This window comes from Nonomuraea sp. NPDC052116, assembly GCF_040680035.1.
Classification (GTDB): domain Bacteria; phylum Actinomycetota; class Actinomycetes; order Streptosporangiales; family Streptosporangiaceae; genus Nonomuraea; species Nonomuraea angiospora_A.
Window position 1 is genome coordinate 62,878 of the sequence record NZ_JBFAWA010000037.1, and the last position, 21,025, is coordinate 83,902.

General features: G+C 68.9%; 19 protein-coding genes, 2 tRNA genes and 1 pseudogene. 9 read left to right on the forward strand and 13 right to left on the reverse strand.

What is annotated here, in order from left to right; genetic code table 11:
* Positions 1–55: 55 nt before the first annotated feature.
* Positions 56–1,495, forward strand: coding sequence for a hypothetical protein (locus AB0L65_RS48710; protein ID WP_364261166.1), 1,440 nt, complete (start codon positions 56–58; stop codon positions 1,493–1,495).
* Here AB0L65_RS48710 and AB0L65_RS48715 read toward each other — a convergent pair.
* A complete protein-coding gene (locus AB0L65_RS48715; RefSeq protein ID WP_364261169.1) occupies positions 1,466–2,284 on the reverse strand; it encodes a hypothetical protein in 819 nt (272 codons plus the stop codon). The two genes, AB0L65_RS48710 and AB0L65_RS48715, sit on opposite strands and share 30 nt — an antisense overlap.
* Before the next feature lie 114 nt (positions 2,285–2,398).
* Between AB0L65_RS48715 and AB0L65_RS48720 the strand changes: the two genes are divergently transcribed.
* From AB0L65_RS48720 to AB0L65_RS48735, 4 genes are all read left to right on the forward strand, one after another.
* Positions 2,399–2,854, forward strand: a complete 456-nt coding sequence (locus AB0L65_RS48720; RefSeq protein WP_364261172.1) for an exonuclease — start codon at positions 2,399–2,401, stop codon at positions 2,852–2,854.
* A 46-nt stretch (positions 2,855–2,900) separates the two neighbouring features.
* A complete protein-coding gene (locus tag AB0L65_RS48725) occupies positions 2,901–3,377 on the forward strand; it encodes a hypothetical protein (protein WP_364261175.1) in 477 nt (158 codons plus the stop codon).
* A gap of 96 nt (positions 3,378–3,473) precedes the next feature.
* On the forward strand, positions 3,474–4,250 hold the full coding sequence (locus AB0L65_RS48730; RefSeq protein WP_364261177.1) for a hypothetical protein: 777 nt from the start codon (positions 3,474–3,476) through the stop codon (positions 4,248–4,250).
* Positions 4,251–4,555: 305 nt separating this feature from the next.
* A complete protein-coding gene (locus AB0L65_RS48735; protein WP_364261180.1) occupies positions 4,556–6,595 on the forward strand; it encodes a cellulose binding domain-containing protein in 2,040 nt (679 codons plus the stop codon).
* Between the two features lie 36 nt (positions 6,596–6,631).
* Here AB0L65_RS48735 and AB0L65_RS48740 read toward each other — a convergent pair whose 3' ends face one another.
* A complete protein-coding gene (locus tag AB0L65_RS48740) occupies positions 6,632–7,030 on the reverse strand; it encodes a DUF1761 domain-containing protein (protein ID WP_364261183.1) in 399 nt (132 codons plus the stop codon).
* Between the two features lie 132 nt (positions 7,031–7,162).
* On the opposite strand from AB0L65_RS48740, the gene AB0L65_RS48745 reads away from it, so the two are divergent.
* Entirely contained in the window at positions 7,163–8,542 is a 1,380-nt protein-coding gene (locus AB0L65_RS48745) for an amidohydrolase family protein (protein ID WP_364261186.1), read from the forward strand.
* Between the two features lie 214 nt (positions 8,543–8,756).
* Here AB0L65_RS48745 and AB0L65_RS48750 read toward each other — a convergent pair.
* The 6 genes and pseudogenes from AB0L65_RS48750 to AB0L65_RS48775 all read right to left on the reverse strand — a co-directional run.
* A pseudogene (locus tag AB0L65_RS48750) lies at positions 8,757–8,882 on the reverse strand (LysR family transcriptional regulator); the annotation flags it as partial.
* Between the two features lie 140 nt (positions 8,883–9,022).
* Positions 9,023–10,231, reverse strand: coding sequence for an RICIN domain-containing protein (locus AB0L65_RS48755; RefSeq protein ID WP_364261189.1), 1,209 nt, complete (start codon positions 10,229–10,231; stop codon positions 9,023–9,025).
* Positions 10,232–10,356: 125 nt separating this feature from the next.
* Positions 10,357–10,998, reverse strand: a complete 642-nt coding sequence (locus AB0L65_RS48760) for a response regulator transcription factor (protein WP_364261192.1) — start codon at positions 10,996–10,998, stop codon at positions 10,357–10,359.
* A 59-nt stretch (positions 10,999–11,057) separates the two neighbouring features.
* Positions 11,058–12,230, reverse strand: a complete 1,173-nt coding sequence (locus tag AB0L65_RS48765) for a sensor histidine kinase (RefSeq protein WP_364261195.1) — start codon at positions 12,228–12,230, stop codon at positions 11,058–11,060.
* Positions 12,231–12,236: 6 nt separating this feature from the next.
* On the reverse strand, positions 12,237–12,932 hold the full coding sequence (locus AB0L65_RS48770; RefSeq protein ID WP_364261197.1) for an ABC transporter permease: 696 nt from the start codon (positions 12,930–12,932) through the stop codon (positions 12,237–12,239).
* A 137-nt stretch (positions 12,933–13,069) separates the two neighbouring features.
* Positions 13,070–13,978: an ABC transporter ATP-binding protein gene (locus AB0L65_RS48775; protein WP_364261200.1), complete on the reverse strand. Its 909-nt coding sequence runs from the start codon at positions 13,976–13,978 to the stop codon at positions 13,070–13,072.
* Positions 13,979–14,453: 475 nt separating this feature from the next.
* Here AB0L65_RS48775 and AB0L65_RS48780 point away from each other — a divergent pair, with 475 nt between their 5' ends.
* Positions 14,454–15,518: a serine hydrolase domain-containing protein gene (locus tag AB0L65_RS48780; RefSeq protein WP_364261203.1), complete on the forward strand. Its 1,065-nt coding sequence runs from the start codon at positions 14,454–14,456 to the stop codon at positions 15,516–15,518.
* Positions 15,519–15,759: 241 nt separating this feature from the next.
* On the opposite strand, the gene AB0L65_RS48785 is transcribed toward AB0L65_RS48780, so the two are convergent.
* Together AB0L65_RS48785 and AB0L65_RS48790 are read right to left on the reverse strand one after the other, a co-directional pair.
* The gene (locus tag AB0L65_RS48785) at positions 15,760–16,158 is read right to left on the reverse strand and encodes a hypothetical protein (protein WP_364261206.1); all 399 of its coding nucleotides are present in this window, start codon (positions 16,156–16,158) and stop codon (positions 15,760–15,762) included.
* A 911-nt stretch (positions 16,159–17,069) separates the two neighbouring features.
* A complete protein-coding gene (locus AB0L65_RS48790) occupies positions 17,070–17,984 on the reverse strand; it encodes a hypothetical protein (RefSeq protein ID WP_364261209.1) in 915 nt (304 codons plus the stop codon).
* Positions 17,985–18,788: 804 nt separating this feature from the next.
* Between AB0L65_RS48790 and AB0L65_RS48795 the strand changes: the two genes are divergently transcribed.
* On the forward strand, positions 18,789–19,232 hold the full coding sequence (locus AB0L65_RS48795; protein ID WP_364261212.1) for a hypothetical protein: 444 nt from the start codon (positions 18,789–18,791) through the stop codon (positions 19,230–19,232).
* A 36-nt stretch (positions 19,233–19,268) separates the two neighbouring features.
* Here AB0L65_RS48795 and AB0L65_RS48800 read toward each other — a convergent pair whose 3' ends face one another.
* Positions 19,269–20,231 (reverse strand): hypothetical protein, encoded by a 963-nt coding sequence (locus AB0L65_RS48800; RefSeq protein WP_364261215.1) that lies wholly within the window; start codon positions 20,229–20,231, stop codon positions 19,269–19,271.
* 239 nt (positions 20,232–20,470) lie between these two features.
* On the opposite strand from AB0L65_RS48800, the gene AB0L65_RS48805 reads away from it, so the two are divergent.
* Positions 20,471–20,740, forward strand: a complete 270-nt coding sequence (locus tag AB0L65_RS48805; RefSeq protein ID WP_364261218.1) for a tyrosine-type recombinase/integrase — start codon at positions 20,471–20,473, stop codon at positions 20,738–20,740.
* Between the two features lie 76 nt (positions 20,741–20,816).
* Here the strand turns inward: AB0L65_RS48805 and AB0L65_RS48810 are convergent.
* A tRNA-Phe gene (locus AB0L65_RS48810) sits at positions 20,817–20,893 on the reverse strand.
* A 5-nt stretch (positions 20,894–20,898) separates the two neighbouring features.
* Positions 20,899–20,973 (reverse strand) — tRNA-Asp (locus tag AB0L65_RS48815).
* Between the last annotated feature and the right edge of the window lie 52 nt (positions 20,974–21,025).

Sequence of the window (21,025 nt, forward strand, 5' to 3'; positions counted from 1 at the left end):
CGCGGGCGAAATCTTTTCCACGGGGTTGTCGCCCGCGGTTGCTAGCCTGCCGGGCATGCTGGAGATCGGTGACGTCGTGGCCGTGCCCCTGCCGCTCGGCGGTTTCGGCGCGTGCCAGGTGACGGCGGCGGGCGGCGAGCTGACGGTGTGCGTGTTCGACTGGCACTCCGACGCGGCGCCCGCGCTCGACGACCTGCGCGGGGCCCGCCCGCTGATCATCGACCACCACAGCTGGGAGGGTGTGCCCCAGATCCTGTCCGTCGAGGCGGCCGCCCCGCTGCCCGCCGGTTTCGTCCGGCTCGGGTCGCTGCCGGTGAGCGCCGGCATGCCGCGCTCGACCGGCGCGTACGGCGGATGGCCCGCCCTGGGCGTGCAGGTCGTCCTGCAGCGGCACTGGGACCTGCGGGTGCCCGACGAGGTCAAGGCCGCCTACAAGAGCGCCGCTCCCGGGCAGGTCGAGGCCGACTTCGGCGGCCGGCGGATCCGCAGGCCCGCCATGGTGTCCGGGCTCGACCTGCGGGAGCTCCACGGCGAGGTGCGCTGGGCCGGGCTGGACGCGCTGCCCCGGGTGACCTCGCTGACCTGGTCCGGGCCCGACCGGGGCCTCGCCGCCGCCCTCTCGTCCCGGCCGATCATCACCAGCCTGCACTGGGCCGATCCGCCCGGCGAGGTCGATCTGGGCGGGACGCATCTCAACGATCTGACGTTCGCCGGAGCCTCGCCGCGCCGGCTCGTCCTGCCGCCCACCCTGACCCGCCTGCGCCTGGACGCGGCGCCGCCCGAGCTCGTGACGGCGGCCGCCGGCGGGCGGTGGATCCGCGTGACGACCCGCTCCGGCGTCCCCGCCGGGCTGAGCGGCGTGCGCGACGTGGCGATGGAGGTGGCGGGCGACCTGCGGCTCGCGGCGCTGGACGGGCTCGCCGAGCTGGAGTCGCTGCGGATCCAGTGGCTGCGCTCGTACGGCGGGCTCGTCGGCACGACCGCGTTCCCCAAGCTGCACACGCTGGAGCTGATCGACGCGTACGGGGTCGACGCGTCGATGCTGCCCCCGCCCGGCGGCGCTTTGCGGCACGTCAGCGTCGCCTCGCTCAGAAGCAGCCAGAGCGGGCCGATCAAGCAGCGCTACCGGGGCTCGGAGGTGCGGGTCCGGCTGCGCGGCGCCAAATCGGACAAGTGGCTGGCCGCCAACATCGACAATCCGCTGCGCAACTGGGTCGACGACGACCGGCGGGCGGGAGCGGCGGCGTGCCGGGCCTATTCGACGGCCTCCGAGGCCATCGGGCGGCTGAGCGCCGACGATCCGGGCGGGGTGGCCGACGCCAGGCAGACGCTGCGGGAGTTCGTGGAGCGGCTCAACGACCTCGACGGACGGCACGGGATGATCGACACGTTACGGCGGGAGGAGGCGGGCGACGCCTTCATGGCGCTGGCGGCGCGGGCGGGCGTGCCCTCGGGCGAGGCCGGCTCATGGTTCGACGAGTGGCGTGATTTCTGAGGCCAGCGTCTGGCCCGCCTCGACCGCTTCGCGCAGGCTCCTGGCCAGCGTGTCCGCCTGCTCGGTCAGGTCGCGCAGGCCCTCGGCGTCGCCGGTCTGCGCCAGCAGGTCCCGATATCTGTCGTTGCTGCGCTGCAGCTCCTGGGCGCGCAGGGCCGAGTCGGCCGCCTTGACGCGGCCGGCGTACACCTCCAGCTCCCACACCCGCTCGGTGACCGCCGCCACGGAGCGGCGCAGGGCCTCCTGCTGGGGTTCGAGCACGGCGGCCAGCTCGGGCGTCATCAGCTCGGCCCGCGCCTCGGCCTGCTCGGCCCGCAGCTCCGTCTGCGTACGCAGGAGGCGGGCGACGTGCCACAGCCGATCGGGGAGCACGACGTCGTTGGCGACGGTGTCGAGGAGCCCCAGGCGGTTCACCCGGGAGTCGGTCACCTCCAGGATCGCCTGCCTGGCCCGGGCCAGCAGGGTGAGAGCCTCGGAGTCCAGCTCGGCGGGGTGGACGTGCCGCTCGCCGCCCTTCCGCCCCGGCTCGGGCCGGGAGACGCCGATGTAGAGCACCATGACGAGGAAGACCATCAGCCCCGCCATCCCCGCCGACTCGTGGTCGGTCCTGAGGGCCGCGGCGCCGAACAGCGCGCCGCTCAGCCCCGTGACCCCCGCGGCGACGGCGAGCAGGCGCCTCGTCCACGGCGGCGGCGCGGGCTCCCGGCGGCCGAGCAACAGCGTCCGGACACCGCGGATCCGCCGCCGATCCCGCCGGGAGGCGGCGGGATCCACGATCGGTTCGTCCATACGCGACGCCTCCCCCACTAGGCTGCTCTCCGAGCACACCGCGTGCGGCCCCGCCGGATCCACCAGCCCCGTGTGCGGATGTGGTGCAGATGTCGTGCAGCTACGCTTTCACCCGTGTCACGACACTTCGTGCCCGAGGCGCTGGCCGTCTCGGGGCTCGACCGCGACCGGCTGCTGCGGGAGGCGCCCGCGCCCGAGGTGGCCATGGCGGCGGCCGCCCGCTGGGTCGACGGCCTGCGGAAGGTCGGCCGCCCGGTGTTCCTGGCCGCGCCCGCGGTGTGGGACGGGATGTTCGTGCACTGGTATTTCGTACGGTTCACCGGCAAGAGCCCGTTCGGGGTGACCGGCTCGGGTATCGACCTGCGCAGCTACTGGATGGGACAGACCGGCTGCCAGTGGTCGGAGACGGGCAAGAGGACCATGAAGCGGCGGCTGGGCCTCGAAGGGCTGCCGCACACGCATCACGCCGAGGAGGACGCGGCGGAGCTGGCGCGGATGTTCGAGGCGGTCATTCTCACGAGATCTTCAGAATCCGCACAGGAAGCTCTGAGGGATCCCGGAGAGCGTTGAGGGGACCGGAGATTCCCCCCTCGCTCGTATCGGACGGTGGTCCCGCATGGCCTCGACCTCGACCTCGGTGAAGCCCGCTGCCCGCTCGACGGGCCGCGCGGTGGTGCGTCTCGGCCTCCTGGGGCTGGTCGCGATCGGCATCATGGGCGCCGCCCTCGAGCTCGCCTTCGAACGCCACTGGCAGAGCCCGGTGCAGCTGATCCCGTGGGTGGCCCTGGCGCTGCTGGGGTTCGCGCTCGTGCTGCTCGCCCTGCGCGACACCTCCCGGGCGGTCACCGTCGTACGGGTGGTCGCGCTGGTCGTGCTGCTCGCGTCCGCGTACGGCGTCTTCATGCACGTGTCCGTCAACCACGGCGCGGGCGCGGCCGATCCCACGTGGGACACCCTCTCTCCGCTCACCCAATGGTGGTACGCGCTCACCAAGTCGGTCGGCCAGGCGCCGCCGCTCGCGCCCGGCATGCTCGCCCAGAGCGCGCTGCTGCTCTCGCTGGCCACGCTGACGTCCAAGACCGATCGTCCGTGAACGGCGGCTGAACGTTCCCGGTTCGGAACCTTTCCCCCACCTTTCGCGTCACACCCAGACAAAGCGCGTGTGACTCATGAGGCTGGTGAGGTTCGAGTGGCATTAGGTCGTACATTCATAGCGGCGGTCGCGGTGGCGGCCACCGTGTTCAGCGCTGACGGGGCGGCGGCGAAGACGGAGCCCGCGCCCCAGGCGGAGCCCCGGCCGCCCGTTCCGGCGGTGGCCGTGTCCACGCCCGCCGCCGCGGTCGCGGCGGAGCCCGAGTGCGTCCGGATCAAGGGCGCGGAGGCCTGCGTGGGGCCGGACGGGAGCGACCGTCCGGGCATCACGATCGAGGACACGGCGAACGACGAGCTCCACGCCACCGTGGAGTACTACCTCAACGGTTACCTGGGCACCAAGTACGTCATCCACAACCTGGGGCGTAAGGGTGAGGTCCGGGGTAACCGAGAGATCGGGAAGATCGTGACGTTCCGGGCGGCGGTTTACGAGGGCAACCACCGGGTGCGGTTCGGGCGGTGGAAGACCGTCCGCAACATCACGAAATATCCGATAAAGCGGGAGACGCGGGTCACGACGGCCGCCGCGCGGTCCCGGTCCAAGGTGTGCACCTCCACGAAGGGCGCCTCCACCCTGTGCTTCAATGAGCGGAACACGGTGGTGTTCGCCTGTGACACGAGCGCCGACCAGTACCAGGCCCGCGCCGAGTACTTCATCGCCGGGGACCCGACCACGCGGTTCGAGATCCACCAGCTGGCCGGGGTGAACACCTGCGGCAAGGCCGAGCACGGGGATCTCGCCGTCAGCATGTACCGCGCCTCGCTCTTCGACCACAACCGGCGGGTCGCCACCAGGCTGTACAAGTACAACTAGGCGAAGGGCCTGATGATCTCCCGTACGGCCGCGGGTTGTCGTCGTGGGCGAGGCTGCTCAGCGGCTCGCGCCCGCCCGCACGGCCGGACAGGATGTTCTCGCGCCACAGGTCGCCGTGCGTCAGCACCGGCGGCCGTGGCGTCGAACCCGGCCTCCCGCAGCCGTACGAGCAAGAGATCCACGATCGCCCCCCATGAAAGTTTCAACGGTGTTTGACGGGCGAGGCGGCGCACCTCATGATCATGATGCCTCCTGGTCAGGAGGAGGCGTCGAGTGAATTCCGCTATCCATGGCGAGGAACGCCGATGCCCACACCGCTGTTACGAGCCGCGTCCGCCCTCCTGCTGACGCTGACCGCCCTCAACGCCCCCGCGGCCCACGCCGACGACGTCACCCCGGTAGCGGTGACCGTCAACGCGCGTGCCGCTCTCGCAACCGTCCCGGGAACCGGCATCGGCTCCAACCATGCGATCTGGGACACCAATCTCGGGACCGACGAGACCGCCGACCGGCTCAAGGACGCCGGCGTGAAGATGCTGCGCTATCCCGGCGGGTCGTACTCCGACATCTACCACTGGTCCACCCACACCGCCCCCGGCGGCTACGTGGCGCCCAACACCGACTTCGACACGTTCATGCGCGGCGTCCGCCGTACCGGGGCGCAGGCCATGGTGACCGCCAACTACGGCACCGGCACCGCCGAGGAGGCCGCGGCCTGGGTCCGCCAGGCCAACGTCACCAAGGGCTACGGCATCAAGTACTGGGAGATCGGCAACGAGAACTACGGCAACGGCCACTACGGCTCCGCCTGGGAGGCCGACGACCACGCCGACAAGAGCCCGGCCGAGTACGCCCGCAACGTCGTGGCCTACGCGGACGCGATGAAGGCGGTCGACCCGACCATCAAGATCGGCGCGGTGCTGACCACGGCCGCCAACTGGCCGGACGCCATCACCGCCGACGGCGACAGCGGCACCTGGAACAAGGTCGTCCTCGCGAACGCCGGATCGAAGATCGACTTCGTGATCCTGCACTGGTACCCCGGCGCCCTCGACAGGGCCGGCCACGTGACCGACATGATCCAGCTCACCCGCCAGCAGATCGCCAAGTACGTGGGGCCCGGCTCGGAGCGGATCGGCATCGCGATGACCGAGTTCAACACCGGGTCCAGCAGCAACGGCACCAACACCCAGCCCGGCGCGCTGGCCGCCGCCGACGCGTACGCGACGCTGCTGGCCAACGGGGTGTTCACGGTCGACTGGTGGAACGTCCACAACGGCATCGGCACCGTCACCCAGGTCGAGGGGCACACCGACTACGGCGACTTCGGCCTGCTGTCGAGCGGCACGTGCACCTCCGACAACAGCGTCTGCGAGCCGGCGCTCAACACGCCCTTCGCCCCCTATTACGCGCTCCAGATGGTGAGCAAGTTCGCCCGGCCGGGCGACCAGTTCGTCCGCGCCGCGACCGACCAGGCCAAGGTCGTCGCGCACGCCGCCCGCCGGCCCAACGGGGACCTGGCGGTCATGCTGATCAACACCTCGAACGACACGTCGTACCCCGTCGCGATCGACTACTCCGGCTACACCCCGGCGGCCGGCGCGCCGACCGTACTGACCCACACCAACGGCGCCACGGCCATCACCACCTCGACCGGCGGGACCGCAGCCGGCCAGACGCTGCCGCCGCTCTCCCTGACCACCCTCGTCCTGCACCCCGCGTCCCCGCAGACCGGCCTTCCCGGCGCCCCCGGCCAGCCGGCGGCCACGCAGGTGACGGACACGACCGCCACGATCTCCTGGCCCGGCGCCGCCCCCGGCTCGCGCCCCATCGCCAAGTACGAGCTCCACCGCCAGCACGGAGCCGTCAGCGAGCAGCTCGGCGAGACCTCCGGCACCTCGTTCACCGTGAACAACCTCAAGCCGGGCACCCGCTACACGATCAACGTGATCGCCCGTGACAGCGGCGGCGGCCTGTCGTGGGCCTCCCCGCCGCTGACGTTCACGACCGGCACGCCCGCCACCAGCTCCTGCTCGGTACGGCTGACCGTCACGACCGACTGGGCCAGCGGCTACGTCGGCGCCATCGACATCACCAACAACGGCGCTCCGGTCAGCGGCTGGACCCTGAACTTCGGCTGGCCCAGGTCATGGCAGAGCCTGGGCAGCGGCTGGGGCGGCGTCTGGACGCAGACCGGTTCGGACGTGAAGGTCGTCAACGAGGCGGGCAACGGCGCGCTCGCCACGGGGGCCACCGCCACGGTCGGCTTCGTCGGCAACTACTCCGGCCCGAACATCCTGCCCGCCGTCTTCACCCTCAACGGGTCCGTCTGCACGACCCGGTGACAGCGCGATCCGGGGCCGCTTCGGTGGCCCCGGATCTCAGGAGGTCGCGGGGCGCCAGGTGGAGAGGATGAACACCACCAGGAGGGTGGTCATGAGGGCATCGCCGACGTGCAGGACGTACAGCCCCACCGGGTACGACTCATGCAGGACCGAACCCGCGATCATCATGGCCTGGAACCCGAGCCACACCAGGAGTCCGAACCCCACGGCCTCGCGCCGCGCGCGGATCTGGAACCGGCTCAACAGCACGGCCATGACCAGCACCTCGATGAGGTTCCTCCCGAGTTGCCCCGCGAGCTCCCAGGGCTGCGGCGCGGCGGTGGCCACGCCGCGCAGCGACGCCCACACCCCGCCGAAAACCATGTAGTAGACGGAGCTCGCGACGAGCGTCACCACCGCCGCGGCCCCGACGGCCCAGTAGTTGATTCTGTTCATGCCGGTCATTGTGAGCAGGCGCGCAGGAGGCGGACAAAGGCTATCTCCGCATGCCAGCGATGAGTCTGGCTCATGGATGGGGTGAGCGGTCCGTCGTTGTTCCGGCGCGGGCATCAGCGAACGATGAAGGGCATGAGACTCTCAGATCCCCCTTGCCGCCCCGGCCGTCTCTGGCTGACCAACGCCCGGCTGTTCGACGGGACCGGCGGCCCCGTCCGGCCGGCCGCCGGGATCCTCGTCGAGGACGGCATGATCAGGCTCGTCGGGCAGGCCGGCGACGGTGCGCCCGACGGGGCGGAGGTCGTCGACGTCGCGGGCCGTACCGTCCTGCCCGGCTTGATCGACGCCCATGCGCACGTGTTCGCGACGCCGCCAGCGCCCGCCGAGGGGGCCGAGCCGCTGTGGCCGGACGTGACCGCGCACTTCCTGGCCGCGCGGTTGCGGGAGACGTTGCGGATGGGGTTCACGACGCTGCGCGACGTCGGCTCGTACGGCGACGCGGTCGTCACGGCTCGGCAGGCGATGCGGTACGGGGCCTTCCGCGGGCCGCGGCTGCTGACCTGCGGCCGGATCGTGTCGGCCACCGCGCCCGGCGGCCGGTTCTTCGACGGGATGTACCGGGAGGCGGACGGGCCGGACGAGGTGCGCAAGGCCGTGCGCGAGCAGATGCGGCGGGGCGCCGACTTCATCAAGATCATGTCCACCGGGGCGCGCTCGGTCGAGCTGGAGGACCCGCGGCCCGCCCAGGTGACCGAGGAGGAGATGGCCGCGCTGGTGGACGAGGCGCACCGGCTCGGGTACCGGGTGGCGGCGCACGCGGAGGGCCTGCCCGGCACGGAGGTGTCGATCAGGCATGGCGTGGACACCGTCGAGCACGGCATGTACCTCCACCGGCGGCCTGACCTGCTGGACATGATGGCCGCGGCCGGACAGATCCTCGTGCCGACGCTGTCGTGCTACTACGGCGTCGCGGGCCTCTCCGAGGACGGCTCTCATGGGGCGTGGACGCCGCCGTTGGTGGAGCTCGCCGAGCACAACCTGGTCGAGGCCGGCCGTACGCTCGCCGCGGCCCGCGCGGCCGGCGTGCCGATCGCGCTCGGCCACGACTGGCAGCCGTTCTCCGACGCCGCCGTCGAGGTCGTGCGCATGGTCCGGCACGGCCTGAGCCCCGCCGAGACGCTGGTCGCGGCGACCGCCACGGCGGCCCGCGCCCTCGGGCTGGACGAGCATCTGGGCACCGTCGAACCCGGCAAGCTCGCCGACCTGGTCGTGGTGGACGGCGACCCGCTGGCCGAGCCGGCGGTGCTGCGTGACCGTACGCGGATCTGGCTGGTGCTTCAGCTCGGCGAGCCCGTGGCCGGCCAGGCGCTGGAGGCCCCGCTGAGCCGCCCGGCCACCTCGGCGAACGCGCGGACCGCCGCCGTCTCCCGCTCGGCCGACCACACCAGCGCGGCGCCTCGCCGGGGAACGCCTCGTACACCACGACCTCGCAGCCCGGATGGGCCGTGGTGAACGCCCGTACGATCTCCGAGAACGCCGGGCCGCCCGCGGCGAAGTTGAGCAGGCTGACCCGCAGCACGCCGGTGATCCCCGACGCGATCTCCCGGGCCTCGGCCAGGGCCAGGTGGATCTGCTCGAACCCCGGCCGCAGCCGCTCGCGCAGCCGCTCGCCCAACGGGGTCAGCCGCACGCGGCGGGAGGAGCGCTCGAACAGCCGACCGCCCACGCGCGTCTCCATGGCGCGGATGGTCTGGCTCACGCGCGACTGGGACAGGTACATCCGCTCGGCGGCCCGGCCGAAATGCAGCTCCTCGGCCAGCGTCAGAAAGATCTCGATCTCCCGAAGCTCCACCGGCTCCCTCCGTCCTCCCGGGGAGGACCAGACTGGGGAGTGACCGGCATCTTCGCCTAGCGCGCCTGTCGGGAGAGCGCGTTCTCATCAATTCCGGCATTTATAAAGGGCTCCTCCCCGGCCGGGAGAAGCCCTTTAACCTAGGAGCGGGTCCACGTCTGGTTGGCGCTGCCCGCGCAGTCCCAGATCTGCAGCCGGGTGCCGTTGGCCGAGCTGGCGCCGGTCGCGTCGAGGCATCTGCCGGACTGGGGGTTGACGATCCGGCCGGTGCCGGAGTCGTAGGTCCATCGCTGGGCGCCGGTGCCGTTGCAGTCGTACAGCTGCACCTTCGCGCCGTTGGCCGTGGCGCCGTCGGTGATGTCCATGCACTTGCCGAGCGCGCGTACGGAGCCGTCGGCGTTCCACGTCCAGCTCTGGGCGGCCGTGTTGTTGCAGTCGTACAGCTGGACGGCGGTGCCGTTGGCGGTGGCGGCGCCGGCCACGTCGACGCACTTGCCGCCGATACCGGTGATCCGGCCGCCGGAACCGCTGGTGGGCGGGGCGTAGACGCGGACGTAGTCGACGGACATCGTCTGCGGGAAGGTCGTGGTGCCGTCTGGGTAGCCGGGCCAGTAGCCGCCGACCGCCACGTTCATGATCATGAAGAACGGGTGGTCGAAGACCCAGCGGTTGCCGCCGAGGTCGGCCGGCGTCCGGCGCTGGTATTCGACGCCGTCGACGTACCAGATGATCAGGTTCGGGGACCAGTCGACGGCGAAGGTGTGGAACGCGTCGGCGAAGACGCCGCCGATCGAGTACGGGGCGCCGATGCCTCCGGAGCCGGAGTAACCGGGGCCGTGGATGGTGCCGTGCACGGTGCTGGGCTCGCGGCCGATGTTCTCCATGATGTCGATCTCGCCGCTGCCGGGCCAGCCGACCGACCCGATGTTGTCGCCGAGCATCCAGAAGGCCGGCCAGATGCCCTGGCCGCGGGGCAGTTTCATGCGCGCCTCGAACCGCCCGTACGCCCTGGTGAAGGTGGCGGCGGTGAGCAGGCGGGCGGAGGTGTACTGGCAGGTGCCGTAGTGGCACTGGTAGTTGGCCGGGTTCTCGCGGCGGGCGGTGATCACGAGGTTGCCGGCGCCGTCCATGGCGGCGTTGCGGGTGCTGCTGGTGTAGTACTGCTGCTCGTTGTTGCCCCAGCCGCTGCCGCCGATGTCGAAGCGCCACTTCGACTGGTCGACGGCACTGCCCGCGGCTCCGTTGAACTCGTCGGACCAGACCAGCGGCCCGGGGGCGGGGGCGGCGCCGGCGGTGCCCACCAGAGGGGCGAGCAGCGCGACGAGAACGGCGCCGACGGTGAATAACACTCTGAAATGGGGGGTGCGGACCATACTGATTACCTCATCCGATCCACGGCTGTCGCTTTACGGAAACAATCCGGCAACATCACGCCCATTGTCAAGAGAGCGCTCTCTCGCGAACGGACTTTTGGTCAGCCGCTCTCGAGGGTGAGCAGGCCGCGGCGGAAGGCGACGGCCACGGCGGCGGCACGGTCGTTGACGCCGAGCTTCGTGTAGATGTGCAGCACGTGGCTCTTCACCGTGGCCTCGCTGATGAACAGGCGCGTGGCGACCTCGCGGTTGGTGGCGCCGTCGGCGATGAGCTGGAGGACCTCCAGCTCCCGGGCGCTCAGCGGGTCGGCGGGCGCGCGGACCTGGCCGAGGAGCCTGGTGGCGACCGACGGGGAGAGCACAGCCTCGCCCCGCGCCGCCGTACGGACCGCGCGGACGAGCTCGTCGCGGCCGGTGTCCTTGAGGAGGTAGCCGGTGGCTCCGGCCTCGATGGCGGGCAGGACGTCCCTGTCGGTGTCGTAGGTGGTGAGCACGAGGACGCGGGCCGCGATGCCCAGCCTGGCGAGCTCCTTGATGGCCGAGACGCCGTCCATCCTGGGCATGCGGAGGTCCATGAGGATCACGTCGGGATCCAGCGCCCGCGCGAGCTCGACGGCCTGGGCACCGTCTCCGGCCTCGCCGAGCACCTCGAAGTCGGGGTCGCCGGCGAACATGCCACGGATGCCGTCACGGACGATGGGATGATCGTCGGCGATCAGCAGCCGGATCACGGTCTCAGCCACGGGCCACCGCCGGGACGCTCGCAGAAATCGGAGCCTCACCCACACGGGAATCGGGGATCTCAGGCACGGGCCACCGCCGGGACGCTCGCGGAGATCGCCGTGCCGAAGCCGGGCTCGGACTCGATCTCCAGCGTGCCCGCCACCCGGCTCACCCTCTTCCGCATCGAGGTCAGGCCGAAGCCGCCGCCGTCGCCGACCCGCTCGGGGTCGAACCCTACGCCGTCGTCACGCACGTCCAGGGTGACCACATCCTCCATGTACGACAGGGTCAGCCCGACCCGGGACGCGCCGGCGTGCTTGGCCGCGTTGGCGAGGGCCTCCTGCGCGGTACGGAGCAGCGTCTCCTCGACCTCCGGATGCATGGGACGGACCGTACCAGTGATGGTCAGATCCGCGCGTACCCCATTGAGCTCCCCCCACTGACCGACGACCTCCGCCAGCGCGTCGGGCAGCGGCGCCGCCTCCAGCTGCCCCGGCCCCACCGCGTGCACGGAGCGCCGGGCCTCGGCCAGACTCTCCCGCGCCAGCCGGATCGCGTTGTCCACGTGTCGCCGCCACTCCTCGGTCCGGTGCGCCGCCTGGAGCTGGGTGATGATGCCGGTGAGACCCTGGGCGAGCGTGTCGTGGATCTCGGCCGCCATGCGCTGCCGTTCGTCGAAAACGCCTGCCTCGCGGGCCTGGACCAGCAACTGGGCGTGCAGCCCGGCGTTCTCCTTCATGGTCGCTTCGAGCTGCGCCACCATCCGCTTGCGCTCGGCGCTCCGCTCGGCCGTGATCTCGCCGACGAAGCTGAACAGGCCGACCAGGGCCACGATGGCGGCGGTGAAGAACAGGAAGGCGAGGATCCCGGTCGGGGTGGGTTCGGGCAGACCGCCGTTGTAGGTCGCGACGCTGATCGCCGCCGTGGCGGTCACCCCGGCGAACCGCCACTTCCCCTTCAGGTACTGCCACGAGTGGAGATATCCGGCGAAACCAAAGAAGCTCGCGAACCACAGCCCCTGCGTACAGAGCGCTCCGATCAGCACCACCAGCCCGGCCACGTACGCCACGCCCCGGGGCACCAGCCAGATCCAGACGGCCGCGAGCGCGACCAGGGCGAGCATCACCCACGGCCTGCCACCCGTCTCGCCGGTCAGCAGGGAGAGCACTGTGGAGGTCCCGAGCAGGACGTACGGAGCGGCCGCCATCTGGCGCTCCAGCAGCCGCTCCCATCGGTCGAGCCGCCCGGTCATACCCCACTACTCCCAGCGGAAGAACTTGGCCGCAGCCATGCTGACGACCACAGCGTACGCGGCCATCACGGCAAGCAGCAGCGGGCTGGGAGCGCCGCCTTCCCAGACGTCCCGCAGGCTCTGCCGGAACGCGCCCAGAGGGGTGAACTCCCCGATGCGGGCCACGAAAGCGGGCATCTGTTCGGCGGGCTGCATGAGTCCGGCGAGGTAGGCCATCGGGAAGTACAGCAGGACCCCGATCCCGTTGGCGCTTCGGCCGTTCTTGGCCAGGGCCGCGATGAGCAGGCCGATGGCGAACATGGCCGCCGTACCGAGCAGGAAGACCAGCGCACCGGGCAGCACCCGGGTGGGCAGGTGGGCTTTCAGCACGGTGCCGGCGACCGTCACCAGCAGGGCGCACGCGGTCAGCGCGAGGACGAGCTGCAGGAGCAGCTGCACCACCAGCATGTTCACCGGGCGTACCGGCGTGATGGAGAGCCTGCGCAGGATGCCGCGCTCGCGGTAGGTGGCCATGGTGGTGGGCAGCATGTACAGGCCCACGAGCCCCACGGCGATCGCCAGCGCCATCGGCAGGAGCACGGTGTCGCCCGGGCCGATCGAGCTTCCGAAGACCACCATGATGAACAGCGGGATGAGCAGCGAGAACATCGCTCCGGGTTCGCGGGTCAGCAGCTTCAGTTCGACTATGGCGAGCTTGGTCATGATCTTCCTCCGTCGGTGGATGAGACGTTCGGTCGTCGGCGGGTCACGCGTCCATCAGCCAGGACCTTCATCGGCCAGGGCGTCGGCGGGCCTTGGACATTGGCGTGGTGAGGGGGCGGACATCCGGGAGACGGACGTCAGGGGCCGTCGAACGAACGGCCGGTCAGCGCGACGAACGCATCGTCAAGGGTGCGCTTGTCGATGCGCAGATCGCTGACCAGGACGTGGTGACGGGCGAGCTGCGCGGTGACCGCCGTGGCGAAGTCGCCCCTGCCCGTGACGACCACCCGATCCCCCGTCCTGTTCACGCCGGTCACCCCGGGCAGCCCACCCAGCTCGACCATGTCCCCCGCCATCAGCGTGAACCGCATCTGGTGCTCGGCGTCGATCCCGTCGACCAGCCCGGCCGGGGTGTCGAGCGCGACCACCCGGCCGCGGTCGAAGACGGCGACGCGGTCGCAGAGCTCCTCCACCTCGTCCATGAAGTGGCTGACCAGCACCACCGTCACGCCGCTCGCCCGGACCCGCTTGATCAGCTCCCAGGTGGTACGGCGAGCCTGCGGGTCGAGCCCCGTGGTCAGCTCGTCGAGGAACGCCACCCGCGGATTGCCTACCAGAGCCAGCGCGATGAACAGCCGCTGCTTCTGCCCACCCGACAACTTCCCGAACCGGCCGTTGCGCTTGTCCGCCAGCCCCCACTCCTCCAGCAGCTCCCGCCAGTCGCGCGGTTCGGCGTAGAAGGAGGCGTACAGGTCGAGCGCCTCCCACACCTTGATGTTCTCGGGGAGCTGCGTGTCCTGGAGCTGCACCCCGATCTGCTCACGCACCCCGGGCCCGTCCTTGACCGGGTCGAGCCCGAGCACCTTGATCGACCCGCTGTCGGCCCGCCTCAGCCCCTCCACACACTCCACGGTGGTGGTCTTCCCGGTGCCGTTCGGACCGAGGATGCCGAAGATCTCGCCCTCCTCCACGGAGAACGACACCCCATCCAGAACCGTCAGATCCGCGTACTTCTTGCGGAGGTCTGTGACTTCGATGACTGCCATGGCTCAAGCATCGTTTTCCCGCCCCAGGACCGAATCGATCTGCCGGCCATGCTCTCCGGTGAATGCTGCTGACCCGAAAATCCACCGAACGGTTGATGCGCCCCCGCCGTCACCACGACACATGGCGTGACGTGGTACCGCTCGAACGCCGCAGCACCATCGCCGCCTGAGCGAAGGGACATGCATAAGGAAAAAGACTTCGACCGCCGTTTGCGGCTCCAGCGCACGGAAACCAACCCCCCGAAAATAGTCCACCTGGCGCTCTCTACCGACAATCACCCGCTTCGGAGAAACGCCCATATTTCGGGACTTTGATACGTTCCGGGGGGATAATATGCCCAAGTTTCCTAATATCGCCTGGGTTCTTGCGGTCAGTACCGCGTTGACCGGTGGGGTCATGCCTGCGGGCGCTCCTGCCATCGCCGCATCCGCCGTCACGAGCCGAGCACCTCAGAATCCGGATCCGCTGGCCACCATGCCGGCGCCGCGGGACGATCGGACCGCCGCGGCGATGCGGGAGTACGTCCGGGACCTGGCCCGGAAGGAGCAGTTCACCGGCTCGGTGCTGGTAGTACGACGTGGGCAGGTGCTGCTGCGTACCGCTGCCGGCGCGGCCGACGCGGAGAGGCACATCCCCAACCGGCCGGACACCGTCTACCGCATCGCCTCGGTCACCAAGCAGTTCACCTCGATGCTCATGCTGAAGCTGCGCGACCGCGGGTTGCTCGGCCTGGACGACCCGATCTGCCCGCATCTCATCCCGGCATACATCGAGACCTGCCCGCAGGCGTGGCGGCCCGTAACGATCCGCCAGATCCTCACGCACACGTCCGGCATCGTCAACATCCAGGATCTGCCGGGCTTCTATGCCGAGCTCTCACAACCGACCACGACCCGGGAGCTCATCCAGCGGTTCGTGCACAGGCCGCTGGACTTCAAGCCCGGGACCAACTGGAAGTACAGCAACGGCGGCTACGTCCTGGCCGGGGCGATCATCCAGGCGGTGACGCACCAGCCGTACGGCACCGTACTGCATGAAGAGATCACCGGCCCGCTCCACCTCCGGCACACCGGCTACAGCCGGGGCAATCCGCCCGCCGGGTACGCGAAGGGCTACTTCACGGTCGGATCACCGGCCCCGCCCACCAACGGCTCCCAGGCATTCTCCGCGACCGGCATCTACTCCACCGTGGACGACATCGCCCGCTGGGACCGGTCGTTCGGCGCGGATCTGGTCGCGCCGCCCGCCACCGTCAAGCAGGCGTTCACGCCACAGGCCCCGTGTCCCCCGAACGGCTGCCTCACCCTGCCCTCAACCGCGTACGCCTTCGGCTGGGCCGTCGACCGGCTCCACGGGCACCGGCTCCGGTACCACCACGGACTTCTCCAGGGCTACGCGGCGATGAACATGTACCTGCCCGATGACGACATCGAGGTAGTCGTGCTCAGCAACGTGCAGGACACCGACACGTACGGCATCGGCCGCCACCTCGCCACGATGGCCCTCGAGTCTGCGGACGCGGAGCGGTCCTCGCGATGACGGGGTGCCCGAAACGGCGAAGGCGTGGGAGCGCCGTCATGGCCTGAGCAAGGAACCTCGGAAACGAGCTGAGGCGCCGCCCTCTGAGGGTGGCGCCTCAGTCGTTCAGCTCTGTGCCCGGTTGACGGCAGTCGGTTTCGGGCGGTAGCTCAGCTCCGCAGTCCCAGCGCTCATGCCGCCCCGTGCAACCTGGGCGACACCCTCGGACAGCCAACCGCTTCCCGACTGGGGCAGCACGCCGTCACCGTGCATGCTTCCATTTGATCCGATCTCGGAGCACACGAACGTAGTCGAATCCCTGAGCGTCCAGCTGGCCCACGACCCACTGAGCAGCACGATCGTCCGGATCAAGCTCCCGCAAGTGGAATCGGAGGCTCTCGATCGCCTTTCGCTCACGGATCTTGCGCCTCCTGGGGAACAAATCCTGCGGAAGGTTGTGACACACGTCCGCGATCATGCGCATGTGCTCCAGATGTCTCAGGGCCGTGTCCGTCTCCCCGGCAGCCAACGCGCGCTTCACGAGGTGGCTGTCGGCTCGGATCTCCATGAACCCCATGGCCATCAAGACCCTAATGGCCTCCTGCGCCGAACCGCGTTCCAATCCGGCGGGCCGGTCACGCGCTGTCCGCATGTCTTCCATGAACGTGAAGCAGGAGCAGTGGCCCGCACGTGCTTCAACGCAGTGCGGGTGCTTGCAGCTGTGGTCGTGCCGGTGATCACGGGACCACCGATGAAAGTCCCGCCCAATGCCCTTCGCACGTCGCGCTGCCCGATACTCCTCCCACTGTGACAGCGTCCTGGGAAGCTGCTGGAACCGCGTCATGGGCACAGACCTGTGAAGTCCGCTCTTGATGAGCGCACCGTCGTTCATCCTGAGCACCATGGCCGCAGAGATACAGCCTTCGACGGGCACATCCCATGGCCTACGTGGCCAAGGGATCACATAGTGCGTTCCTCCCGGAGCAAGGTGAGCGGCCAGAAGCTCGGTGGCCTGCGGCTTGGCGGAACCTGAGGTCTCTCGCAACAACTCGATCATCGTGGCCGTGTCGACGGCACGAACGGTCCGAAGCACCCTGGGCAACACCGTGCCATGATCAGGATCTTTCGCCACAGGCCAGGGAAGTAACCACACGAATATCAGCCTGCCAGCGGAGGTGGCGACGTTGCCGTCGCAAACACGAAAACGCCCCGGAGCGTTTCTCGCTACGGGGCATCTTGGCTGTTCAATGCTGGCGGTCAGGGGCAGGGTCGGACTGCCGACCTTCCGCTTTTCAGGCAGCCGAGCACCCGTTCCCGCCAGGGTCATGACGCCGCTGACCAGGCCCCGACCATCCACACGCGTCCGTCAACGTCCCTGATCGTCTGCCGCGGTTGTCACTCAGTCACTCCACCAAAGAGGGTAAGCATTCACCGCCTGACGTTCCGGAGCCGGTCGTACCGTTGCACACCTCTGAACGATCACACAGCGCGATCAACAGAACCCGAAAAGCACAGGCCGTGAATGCTTACTCATGGTGACCATCTTGCCGTGTCACCGCGACACCCTCGCCGCTATTTCAGCGTTTCGTAAATCCCCTTCGCCGTCATAGACGGCACCGGCCGACCGGACGCCGCCTCAGCGGCGAAATCGAACCTGCTCAGCTCCGCAGTCCCCGTCTCCGCCTGGTAGGACAGCAGATAACACTTACCGTACAGCTCGAACGGAGCGAGCGTCGTCCACCCCGTCGCCCAGTTCTGCTGCCACACATTGCCGTACGAGCCGTCCTGATCGAACTTGTCAAGACTCGCTTCGCCCGACCCGTTCTTGTACGACAGGAGATAATACTCGCCGTACGCCTTGAAGGGGACGACTGTCGTCCACCCCGTCGTCCACCCCTGCTGCCATACCCCGCCGTATGAGCCGTCCTTGTGGAATTTACTGAGGTCCGCGTTTCCCGACCCGTTCTTGTACGACAGGAGGTACGGCTCGCCGTATAGCTCGAACGGAGTGAGTGTCGTCCACCCCGTCGTCCACCCCTGCTGCCATACCCCGCTGTATGAGCCGTCCCTGCCGAACTTGTCAAGACTCGCTTCGCCCGACCCGTTCTTGTACGACAGGAGATAATACTCGCCGTACGCCTTGAAGGGGACGAGTGACGTCCACCCCGTCGTCCACCCCTGCTGCCATACCCCGCCGTATGAGCCGTCCTTGTGGAATTTACTGAGGTCCGCGTTTCCCGACCCGTTCTTGTACGACAGGAGGTACGGCTCGCCGTATAGCTCGAACGGAGTGAGTGTCGTCCACCCCGTCGTCCACCCCTGCTGCCATACCCCGCTGTATGAGCCGTCCTTGTGGAACTTGCTGAGATCCGCGTTTCCCGACCCATTCTTGTACGACAGGAGATAATACTCGCCGTATAGCTCAGACGGAGTGAGCGTTGTCCAGCCTGTCGTCCACTGTTCTTCCCAAACTTGGGTTATTTGCATAATGGGAGTCTTACTTGATGGTCGGACGGGTGTCAACCGGCATGAGCGATCGGCATGATCCGCCTTTCCCGACCGAGTGAATCCGATGTAAGCATTCACGTCGTGCACAGGCCCGCGGAGGAGGTCTGTGACTCCCCGACGCCACCCGGCCGTGCTCACGTTGTGATCACGACCGGGTGGCCTGACAGCAGTCTTGCAGGCCCCCAGGTCACAGCAGGTGACTTGGGCCCAGCGGAGACACGAGTTTCGGTCAGGACAGTCGGGGGATGAGTCCGGCGGTCGCGGCCGTGACAACGCTGCGGGGCGCGTTTTCCCACATCGCGTTGCCCGCTAAGTGCTTTACGTCAAGCCGTCCCGGAGCTCCCGGTCACGCACTGTCGCTTTGAGCCGTGTGCCTTGATTCTTACTCGTGGGCATGCGCATAGCATAGGCGCTCCGAACCGGCCGGTTCCACGACCCCTTCACGTTGAGAAACGGGCATCTGAGAGCACTTCTAAGCGCTCCGAGGAGCTTTGCCACCCCATTCCCGGCGCGCGACGCGCGATTGGAAGCGCTCGCGCGCGATTCTGGCCACGCGTAGACGCAAGCCAGAGCGCTCGCATCAGCGCGGTCACGGGCGGAGATCGTGCGAGTCCGGCGAGGTTGTCAGAGGAGTGCCGGCAGCAGTAGCCGCGCGATATTTTAGTTTGAGTACTACAGCGACCCCTCAGAAGAAAAGGACGGGTGACAATCGTGACGCTGGCAGAAGAGCGCGCCGAGAAGCTGTTTGAGCAATTCTAGCAGTTTGACAACGACGGCGACGGCATGTTCGACCAGACCGACATTTACCTGCAGATCATGTGGTTGTGCATGGACCCATGGAACGCCGGCAAGCTCGAGGAGGCGCGCAAGCTCATCTCCGCGAGCAACCAGATGTGGCCGGAGCTCGGCAGGAAGGCTGACGGAGATGGGAAGATCAGCAAGCAAGGGTGCATTGAGGCCTTTCAGGCCCCCGGCTTTATCGACGGGTTCGCCATCCCGTTCCAGCTTGCGCTCTTTGATGTGAGAGACCTTGACAGCGATGGCCGACTGTCGCTGAACGAATGGATGCTTTGGCAAACAATGGCTCGCCACCGACTACAGCATCGGCCGCTCCACCATCCATCGCATCATCCACGACCCCACGAACTGACCGGCCCAGGCTCCGCAACCGGTCAGTTCGTGGGGTCGCGGTCCGGGGCGAGGACGCCTGGGATCAGGCGATGGTGAGAGGTCCGTCGGCCAGGTACGCCGCCAGCGGACCGGTCATCCGGTCCCGTGTCGGCGGATGCAGGTCCAACTCGTTGGCGTAGGTGGCGAGGTGGCCGACCTCATCGGAGGCCATGGAGTCGAGGTCGCCGAGCAGTTCGACCGCGCGCGGAACCACCCGGGAGAGGGTGTCCTGCACGCAGTACCGGACGTACAGCGAGTCGGCGAGCGTCGACTCGTCCGGGTCCCCGTCGTCGATCCGGCGGCCGACATCACGCCCTCGGCCTCCACCAGCAGCCGGACCCTCTCGGACTCGGGCACCCGGTTGTCGAGCAGCACCCGCTCGACCAGTGCGCTGGCGGCCCCGAGGTAGCCACCCGTCATCAGCAGCTGGAACCAGGCGAAGCCCGCGGCCAGCATGACCTCCGGCCGCCCGTCGGGGGCCGAGGCCTGCACCAGCAGCTCCGGCGGCACCAGGACGTCGTCGAGAGTGACCTGCTCGCTGTCCACCCCCGCCCCGCCGACGCTCACACCCTCGCTTTCTGCGGACACCAGCGCCACCGCCGGTACCTCGCCGCCGTCGTCGCCCCAGCCGGGGACCATGACACTGACGGCGAGCACGTCCATCGACCGGGCCAGACTGCACGGGCGCGTCCTCCCGCTGACCGACAGCCCGTCGGGCCCCGCCGTGGCGGTCATCGGGGAGAGGATTCCGGCGCCGGGGCGCTCCTCGGCGAAGCCGAACGCCACGAGCTGGTTGCCGGCGGCCACCCCCGCGACAAGCATCGACTCCTGGCCATCGTCGGTGGTGGACAGACCGACCAGGGTGGCCACCGAGAAGTGGTGCAAGATGGTGGCCACGGCCAGCGACGGTGTCCTGCTGCCCAGCGCACGCTGCACCCGCAGAGCGTCCAAGGCGGTGGCTCCCCGCCCCCGCTGGGCGATCGGCACCAGCAGCCCGGGGCCGCCGCTGTCACGGAACAGCTGGATGCCGGGACTATCCGGGCCCTCCAGCTCCATGAGGGAGCACCGCGCCTCGCGGTGCTGATGTACGTCGGCGACTTCGACTGTCCCGAAGACGACATCGAACGCGACTGGGTGACCCGGACGGGCTGCTGGCCCCACGCCGAGCGGGCCCTGCTCACCCGCGACCAAGCGCTCGCCACGGGCTGCCCTCCGCCGAGGGCAAACGCGACGACCCCGCCGGCCGGGCTTCGCCGCACGCCACGGCTTCAACGCCAACCGCCCGGTGCACTGCCATGACTGCGGAGAACGTTCGGCGGGACTTCCGGATTGCCCTCAACAGCGCTGAGGGCATCAACCCGGCGGAATGGACTCCCCGGGAACTGCGGCACAGCTTCGTCTCGCTGCTCTCAGCTCATGACGTCCCGATCGAGCACATCTCACGGCTGGTCGGCCACACGAACACCCTCGTGACCGAGATGGTCTACCGCAAGCAGATCCGGCCCGTCATGCAGGAAGGCGCGACGGTGATGGACGAGATCTTCCCGCTCGCTCCGGAACCGTAGTCACGCAGATAGACACGCAGACACAAATATGCCCCGTTCATGTGATCATGAGCGGGGCATTCGTGCTGGTAAATAATGGTGGTCAGGGGCAGGGTCGAACTGCCGACCTTCCGCTTTTCAGGCGGACGCTCGTACCAACTGAGCTACCTGACCCAGAGCGGTCCTGACGGGACTTGAACCCGCGACCTCCACCTTGACAGGGTGGCGAGCACTCCAAACTGCTCTACAGGACCTTGCGTTTCTTGCTGTTCTTGCCGTTTGCGCTCGTTTAGCTTACCAGCTTTT

Excerpts from the sequence above, each read along its gene's own strand:
- AB0L65_RS48770 (WP_364261197.1), bottom strand. The coding sequence starts at position 12,932 with ATGACCAAGCTCGCCATAGTCGAACTGAAGCTGCTGACCCGCGAACCC.
- AB0L65_RS48745 (WP_364261186.1), top strand. The coding sequence starts at position 7,163 with ATGAGACTCTCAGATCCCCCTTGCCGCCCCGGCCGTCTCTGGCTGACC.
- AB0L65_RS48790 (WP_364261209.1), bottom strand. The coding sequence starts at position 17,984 with ATGCAAATAACCCAAGTTTGGGAAGAACAGTGGACGACAGGCTGGACA.
- AB0L65_RS48775 (WP_364261200.1), bottom strand. The coding sequence starts at position 13,978 with ATGGCAGTCATCGAAGTCACAGACCTCCGCAAGAAGTACGCGGATCTG.
- AB0L65_RS48800 (WP_364261215.1), bottom strand. The coding sequence starts at position 20,231 with ATGGAGCTGGAGGGCCCGGATAGTCCCGGCATCCAGCTGTTCCGTGAC.
- AB0L65_RS48710 (WP_364261166.1), top strand. The coding sequence starts at position 56 with ATGCTGGAGATCGGTGACGTCGTGGCCGTGCCCCTGCCGCTCGGCGGT.
- AB0L65_RS48740 (WP_364261183.1), bottom strand. The coding sequence starts at position 7,030 with ATGAACAGAATCAACTACTGGGCCGTCGGGGCCGCGGCGGTGGTGACG.
- AB0L65_RS48780 (WP_364261203.1), top strand. The coding sequence starts at position 14,454 with ATGCCGGCGCCGCGGGACGATCGGACCGCCGCGGCGATGCGGGAGTAC.
- AB0L65_RS48795 (WP_364261212.1), top strand. The coding sequence starts at position 18,789 with ATGTTCGACCAGACCGACATTTACCTGCAGATCATGTGGTTGTGCATG.
- AB0L65_RS48785 (WP_364261206.1), bottom strand. The coding sequence starts at position 16,158 with ATGGAAGACATGCGGACAGCGCGTGACCGGCCCGCCGGATTGGAACGC.
- AB0L65_RS48805 (WP_364261218.1), top strand. The coding sequence starts at position 20,471 with ATGACTGCGGAGAACGTTCGGCGGGACTTCCGGATTGCCCTCAACAGC.
- AB0L65_RS48715 (WP_364261169.1), bottom strand. The coding sequence starts at position 2,284 with ATGGACGAACCGATCGTGGATCCCGCCGCCTCCCGGCGGGATCGGCGG.
- AB0L65_RS48765 (WP_364261195.1), bottom strand. The coding sequence starts at position 12,230 with ATGACCGGGCGGCTCGACCGATGGGAGCGGCTGCTGGAGCGCCAGATG.
- AB0L65_RS48725 (WP_364261175.1), top strand. The coding sequence starts at position 2,901 with ATGGCCTCGACCTCGACCTCGGTGAAGCCCGCTGCCCGCTCGACGGGC.
- AB0L65_RS48735 (WP_364261180.1), top strand. The coding sequence starts at position 4,556 with ATGCCCACACCGCTGTTACGAGCCGCGTCCGCCCTCCTGCTGACGCTG.